7 protein-coding genes are annotated in these 6,908 nt (G+C 60.4%); 3 read left to right on the plus strand and 4 right to left on the minus strand.

Annotated elements, in window-relative coordinates; all coding sequences use genetic code 11:
- Positions 1 to 129 precede the first annotated feature (129 nt).
- A complete protein-coding gene (locus tag PMI29_RS10210; protein WP_008000317.1) occupies positions 130 to 1,167 on the minus strand; it encodes a patatin-like phospholipase family protein in 1,038 nt (345 codons plus the stop codon).
- 221 nt (positions 1,168 to 1,388) lie between these two features.
- Here PMI29_RS10210 and PMI29_RS10205 point away from each other — a divergent pair, with 221 nt between their 5' ends.
- From PMI29_RS10205 to PMI29_RS10195, 3 genes are all read left to right on the plus strand, one after another.
- Positions 1,389 to 1,667, plus strand: coding sequence for a hypothetical protein (locus tag PMI29_RS10205; protein WP_008000319.1), 279 nt, complete (start codon positions 1,389 to 1,391; stop codon positions 1,665 to 1,667).
- A 100-nt stretch (positions 1,668 to 1,767) separates the two neighbouring features.
- Positions 1,768 to 2,526 (plus strand): CHAD domain-containing protein, encoded by a 759-nt coding sequence (locus PMI29_RS10200; protein WP_008000321.1) that lies wholly within the window; start codon positions 1,768 to 1,770, stop codon positions 2,524 to 2,526.
- 246 nt (positions 2,527 to 2,772) lie between these two features.
- Positions 2,773 to 3,570, plus strand: a complete 798-nt coding sequence (locus PMI29_RS10195) for an acyl-CoA thioesterase (protein ID WP_008000322.1) — start codon at positions 2,773 to 2,775, stop codon at positions 3,568 to 3,570.
- Here the strand turns inward: PMI29_RS10195 and PMI29_RS10190 are convergent, their stop codons facing one another.
- From PMI29_RS10190 to PMI29_RS10180, 3 genes are all read right to left on the minus strand, one after another.
- Positions 3,571 to 3,936: an Mpo1-like protein gene (locus PMI29_RS10190; protein WP_008000324.1), complete on the minus strand. Its 366-nt coding sequence runs from the start codon at positions 3,934 to 3,936 to the stop codon at positions 3,571 to 3,573. It abuts the gene before it with no gap.
- 202 nt (positions 3,937 to 4,138) lie between these two features.
- Complete coding sequence (locus PMI29_RS10185; protein ID WP_008000326.1) at positions 4,139 to 5,620, minus strand: methyl-accepting chemotaxis protein; 1,482 nt, start codon at positions 5,618 to 5,620, stop codon at positions 4,139 to 4,141.
- 146 nt (positions 5,621 to 5,766) lie between these two features.
- A complete protein-coding gene (locus PMI29_RS10180) occupies positions 5,767 to 6,576 on the minus strand; it encodes a TatD family hydrolase (RefSeq protein WP_008000327.1) in 810 nt (269 codons plus the stop codon).
- Positions 6,577 to 6,908: the final 332 nt, after the last annotated feature.

Below are 6,908 nucleotides of genomic sequence, written 5' to 3' on the forward strand. Positions count from 1 at the left end.
CCGCCGCTCCCACAGGGTCCGCGTCGTACACATGGTTTGTGACCGACGCGGTCATTGTGGGGGCGGCGGTGCGGCGATCCGACTTGCCCGCGAAGAGGCCCTGATAGTCACCTGAGAACTTTCAGGCTTTCAGTTCTGCTCATTCTCATACCGGTCCAGCGTATCCCGCGCAATCTCCCGTCCCAGCGCGATCAGCTCCGGCGCCTTGTAGAACTCGAAAAAACGGCACACTCGCTTGGGCACGTTGATCAGGATGTCCGGTGGATACCCGGCAATCTTGTACTGCGCCAGCGACGTCTGCATCACCTCGAAACTCTGGTTGATCAGATCCAGCAAGGACGCCGGCCCGACGTTGTCGATGATGAACGAACCGGTGGCGGAGCGGGGCGCGCCACTGGCTTGGGGGGCTGCCGCGGGTTGCTGCGCGTCGGGCTCGGCGGATTCGATCCACGGGTTGAAGTCCGCACCTTCGGCCTTCAAGGCTTCCTGTTCCAGAACCAACAATTGTTCAGCCTGTTTGCGCCGGAACGGCAACTTCGAGCCGACGGAGTTGATCAGGCTGTCAAAGCGGGTCTTGAAGGCGGCGGGGCGCTGGATGACCGGCAATTGATAGTGGCGCTGGTTGGTGGAGTTGAGGTTGACCGCGATGATCAAGTCGCAATGGCTCGACACTACGGGCACGATCGGCAGCGGGTTGAGAATGCCGCCGTCGACCAGCATGCGGTTACCCTGCATCACTGGGGTAAACAGGCTGGGAATCGCTGCCGAGGCGCGCATGGCCTGATGCAGGCAACCTTCCTGGAACCAGATTTCCTGCTGGTTGGTCAGGTCGGTGGCAACCGCGGTGTAGGGGATACGCAAGTCTTCGATGTTGACCTCGCCGACGATCTTGCGGATCTGCCCGAACACCTTCTCGCCACGAATCGCCCCCAGACGAAAACTCACGTCCACCAGACGCAACACGTCGAGATAATCCAGGCTCTCGATCCAGTCGCGGTAATCATTGAGTTTGCCGGCGGCATAGATCCCGCCCACCACCGCGCCCATGGAGCAACCGGCGATACAGGCAATGTCATAGCCGCGCCGTTCGATCTCTTCAATGACCCCAATATGCGCATAACCCCGGGCTCCACCAGAGCCCAATACCAGTGCGACACGCTTTTTCATGGATCGCCCTCGCTTGAATGGTTCAACAATGCACCCATCGAGGGCCATGCTTCAATCGCCATGGTCGTTCGATGGGGCAAGAGCGTCGTTTTTTCGACACTCCATGGCGGCACATGGTTATTCTCGGCAGCGCTATAGTTTGCACAACGGACCCACGGCACTTTTCAGGTGCCACACCGTCTTACCTGCACAACTGTTGACCTATCTTTGAGGAGTGAGTGATGAAAGCCTGGATCTGCGTGCCATTGATTGCCCTGGCGCTCGCCGGTTGTGCCGGCAAAACCGCTTATCGCGACAGTTGCGGTAGTAACCTGGATGCCGCGTGGCATGAGCTGGACCTGGCCAAGGCCGAAGGTTTCGCCGGGACCGTCAGCTACTCCAAGGCCTTGTCGCTGTTGACCGCGGCCAAGACCCAGCAGCAATTCGAGGGGTTCGAAGGCTGCACCACCAAAGCCGAGAAGGCCCGTTTCTATATTCGTGAGTCGCGCGCGGGGCGTTGAAGGCAAAAAGCAGCCGCAGGCTCTAAGCTACGAGTTGCAAGACTCATCGGGCTTGCAGCTCGTAGCTTGCAGCCTGGCGCTGTTTACGGAGTAAACCCCCATGATCGATCGGTTGGTGGCTCATGTTCTGGGCCTGGAAGTTCGTCTGCTGGCCTGTCAGGCCCGTTTGAAGGAGCGTACTGACCCTGAAGCGTTACACGATCTGCGCACAACCATGCGTCGGTTACGCAGCCTGTTGCGACCCTTGAACGGGGTGCCCGGAGTCGAACAACTGGAAGCGGCCGCCTCACGGGTGGGTGAACTGACCACGCCATTACGTGATCGCGAAGTGCTGGCGGCGTACCTGCTCCAGCACCATCAACTCCAAGCCGCACAGTGGCGCATGGCACAAATGGCCGAGGCCTATCCGGTCGTAGCGGCCAGTCCCGAGCTCGCGCAAATGCTGATCGTCCTCGATGCGTTTCCGCGTTTTCTACGCGCCGCCCAGCGCCAGGGATTGCTCAAGGGCTTGCGCAAGCGCATTGAAAAACGCCTGGGCAAGCAGTGGAAAAAACTCGACGAAGCGTTGCACGACCCGACCCACGACCGCCACCGGCTGCGCCTGCTGATCAAGCGCGTACGCTATGGCATCGACGCTTACCCCGAGCTGGACCGTTTGCCGAAAGCGGCCATGCCCCGATTGAAATCGGCCCAGGGCGCGCTGGGTGACTGGCACGATTGCGTGCAATGGCTGGCCATGGCTGAACGGGAAGCGGATTTGCAGCCCTGTGTTGCAGTGTGGAAAGCCACTATGACCGAGGCTGAACAGTGCGCAGACCGTGTGCTGGAAAAACTCAGTCGCGATTGCTTCAAATCCTGAGACCACCACCGAACAAATGTGGGAGCGGGCTTGCTCGCGATAGCGGATTAACATTCAGCACACATCGTGACTGTTAGACCGCTTTCGCGAGCAAGCTCGCTCCCACATGGGCTCAATGTTGGCCATGGATTTTGTGTTAGAACCGAGCACGGCTCATCTGTCAGTCAATTTGGCCGGAATGGGTGCTGTATAGCCATCGCTGGCTGGTTAAGATCCCTTCATCTTTTTCCGATCCCTGAGGTTTTCATGCGCTTTTCCGAACTGCTTGACGCTGTCCGTAGCCAGCCGCTGGAGCTGTCTATTCCGGCCTCCTGGGCACAGGGGCGGGCCAGTTTCGGTGGCCTGGTGGCCGCTTTGCAGTACGAAGCCATGCGTGCCCGGGTTCCGGCGGATCGTCCGGTGCGTTCGTTGGCAATCACCTTTGTCGGCCCGGTTGAACCCGAGGTTCCGGTCAGTTTCGAGGTCGACGTGCTGCGCGAAGGCAAGGCCGTCAGTCAAGTGTTGGGCCGGGTGATGCAGAAGGGCCAGGTAGTGACGTTGATCCAGGGCAGCTTTGGTGCCTCGCGCCCCTCGGAAGTGGCGGTGGTCGCTGAACCGGCACCGGAAATGAAGCACTGGGACGAGTGCCAGGAACTGCCTTTTGTCGAAGGCGTCCTCCCGGCGTTCATGCGGCATCTGGCGATGCGCTGGAGCGTCGGCGGACTGCCGTTCAGCGCAAGCACATCGCGTCAGATGGGCGGCTGGGTACGCTTGCGTGGCGACGTGAAGGAAGAGGCGATCAGCGAAGCGCATATTCTGGCGCTGGTGGACGCCTGGCCACCGGCCCTGATGCCGTTTTTGAAGAAACCGGCGATGGGCAGTACGCTGACCTGGACCATCGAGTTCGTGCAACCGCTGCTGCAACTGAGCACCCTGGACTGGTGCAAATACCTCGTCGAAACCGAGCACGCCGCCGACGGCTACGGGCATGCCGCCGCGAAAATGTGGAGCGCGGATGGCCGGTTGATCGCCATGAGCCGGCAGACGGTGACGGTGTTTGCCTGATCAGTGACGGCGGTGGCGCTCACGCCAGGCGCGCCACCAGCCACCGCTGAGGAAGAACCTGGGAAAAGTCAGGAACTGCTCGACCAACAAGCGCGATATCGCATCCTTGCGATCACTGAAAGGTTCGGAGGCTTGCGTCTCCAGGTTGTGGCCGTGACGTTGCAAGGCCAGCGCAGCAATCACACCGACCACGCCAATGGCGACGTTCGCCAGGCTCAGGCTGAATACCCCGGACACGATCAACAGAAACGCCACGATGAAGAGTGGCACCGCGATCAGGTGCAACACCAGATTGGTTGGGTGCTGATGATTGTTCGGGTACGCTCGCCATTGCCAGGCAGGAAGGTTGGGGTGACGTTTGCCCATGATGCTGATCCTCGATCCATGTTGAATACATGTGATGAAGAATAGGCCCGGTCAATGCTGGCGGCGAATCAAGGCTGACTATTGGCTTGATAGGCGTCATGGTCAATATTGATGTCGCTGGTTCCGGCCTCTTCGCGGGCAAGCCCGCTCCTACAGTGAATCGCGTTTCCCTGTGGGAGCGGGCTTGCCCGCGAAGAGGCCCTTACAGTTTGAGCTGACCGATGGCCGTGCTCAGTTCCCCGGCCAATGCCGCCAACTCATTGCTGGTAATCGCCGAAGTCACCGTCTGCTGCACCGTATTCTCGGTCACGTCACGAATGCTCACCACCGCCCGGTTCATCTCTTCCGCTACCTGACTCTGCTGCTCGGCCGCCACCGCGATCTGCGTGTTGCTTTCACGCATCTGCGCCACCGCGCTGGTGATCTCGGCCAATGCCGAACCTGCCTCCTGCGCCTGCTGCACGCAATCGTCGGCCTTGAACGAGCTCTCTTGCATGAAATCCACGGCGTCCCGCGTGCCAGACTGCAACGCCGACACCATGATGGTGATTTCATCCGTGGAGACCTGCACGCGTTTGGCAAGGTTGCGCACTTCATCGGCGACCACCGCAAAGCCGCGACCCATCTCACCGGCCCGGGCCGCTTCGATGGCAGCGTTCAACGCCAACAAGTTGGTCTGCTCGGCGATGCTGTGAATCACGTTGACCACGCCGTTGATCTTCTGGCTGTCCTCCGCCAGGCGTTGAATCATCTCGGCGGTCTGCTGGACGCCGGTGGACAGTCCGGCAATCGACCTCTGCACCCGCGCAACCACCTCCTGGCCGCTGCCGGCCAGGGTATCGGCCGATTGTGAAAGGTCACGGGTGGCGCCCGCGTGTTGGGCGATGTGATAGACCGTGGCAGTCATTTCATTGATCGCCGTGGCGGCCTGATCGGTTTCGCTTTGCTGACCCAGCATGCCGTGGCGCACCTCATTCATGCTGGCTGCCAGCCGTGCGGCGCCGACGTCCAGTTGCCGGGCGGTGCTGGCGACGGTCCTGACCACCCGTTGATAACCGGCTTGCATGGCGTTGAAGGCGTTGGCCATTTGCCCGACTTCGTCGCTGCAAGCCAATGGCACGCGGGCCGACAGGTCGCCGGTTTTCTCCACGTGCAACATGACGTCTTTCAAGGTGTTGAGCTGGCTGAGCAGGAAGCGGATCAGCAACTGCGATGCGCCGAGCATTGCCAGCATCAGAATGAACACGGCCACCGCGTAATTGGCAAAACGCTCGCTGAACACCTGGCTCAGGCTGGGACCATGAGCAATCACGGCGACCTGCTGGCTGCCGGCGCGGGTAAACACTTCGGCGCCCATCAACGGGTTGTCACCGAACAGCGGCATCGCGTTGATCTCGACCCAGCCATTGGCATTGGCCAGTTCCTGCACGGGTTGTTCATTGAGCGTGGGTGCCTGCCCGCGACTGAACGCCAGCAGGTTGTCGGCATGGGGCAGCGGTTGCCCTGCGGGCCAGGCTTCGAGCAATCGGGCCTGGGCCTGGGCCGAAGCCTGGGCGGACTGACTGCGAGCCTGCTGTTCGAGCTGCACCGCGTACAGCACCAACAACAGGGTGGTGACGAAAGCGACGGCGTTGACCGCCCAGAATTTGTATTTCAGCGAGATATTGCTAAGCCAGGCACCCATGGAGGTCTTCTCTGATAGCGGAAACAGTTTTGGCAAGGTGCCATCATTGTGCCGCTACTCAGGTGACTGATTCTTGATGCAGATCAACGGGCCAGCAGCATCCCCATGTGGGAGCGAGCAAGCTCGCTCCCACAGGGGATTTGTGGTTATTGAGGGATTGATGGCAACCCGAAGAACGCCCGTGCGCACGCTGTGGTGTGCGCCGCCAGATCTTCCTGGCTTTCGCCGCGATGCAGCGCCACTTCGCGCAATACTTCGGTCAGGTACGCCGGCTCGTTACGCCCGTTTTTTGGCTTGGGGCGCAGGCTGCGCGGCAGCAGGTACGGCGCATCGCTTTCGAGCATCAGGCGCCCGCGCTTGATCTCCTTGACCAGTGGATGCAAATGCGTGCCCCGACGCTCGTCGCAAATCCAGCCGGTAATGCCGATGTGCAGATCCAGGTCGAGATAGCTGAACAGTGCCTTCTGTTCGCCAGTGAAGCAGTGCACCACGGCAGCCGGCAATTGATCGCGGAAGTCGCGCAGGATTTCCAGCAATCGCTGGCTGGCGTCGCGTTCGTGCAGAAAAACCGGCAGCTGCAATTCAACAGCTATGGCCAGATGTTCTTCGAGGACCTTCTCCTGCTGCGGACGCGGCGAGAAATCACGGTTGAAATCCAGCCCGCATTCGCCCACGGCCACCACATTTGGCTCATTGAGCAAACTGCGCAAACGTCGGGCGCTGTCGGCGTTCCAGTCGCTGGCGCAGTGAGGGTGAATACCGGCGGTAGCGAACAGGCGCTGAGCACTTGCGTCCAGCTGCTGGCACAGCTCAAGGGCCTGTTCGCTGCCCTCGACACTGGTGCCGGTCAGCACCAGTTGGCACACCCCGGCCGCGTAGGCGCGGTCGAGTACGGCCTGGTGTTTGTCGGCAAAACCGGGGTTGGTCAGGTTGACGCCGATATCGATGAGTTGCATGGTGCTACCTCGGCCCAAAGGCCGGAAAGCATATCAGAGCCGTGGATTTATAAGAAAAGCCAAGAACTACAACGGGTTAACGCTGTCTCTTGAGCCGCGAGCCAGACCGGGTTGGTAGTTTTGCCATCATTGTGCCAGTCTTTCGCACTTTGCCAGCGCCTTGGGCGCTCTGTTTTTGTCGCCGTGCTTGATGTCATTCGTCATTGAAGCGGGCCTCATATTCTTTCCGGAGAGTGGATGATTCGTCCCTCGGTTTTGCTACTGCTGTGTTGTTCGCTGCTACTGCCGATGTCGGCGGTCGCGCGTCTGCCCGGGCCGTTGCAAGCCGTACC

This window comes from Pseudomonas sp. GM49, assembly GCF_000282355.1.
Lineage (GTDB): Bacteria > Pseudomonadota > Gammaproteobacteria > Pseudomonadales > Pseudomonadaceae > Aquipseudomonas.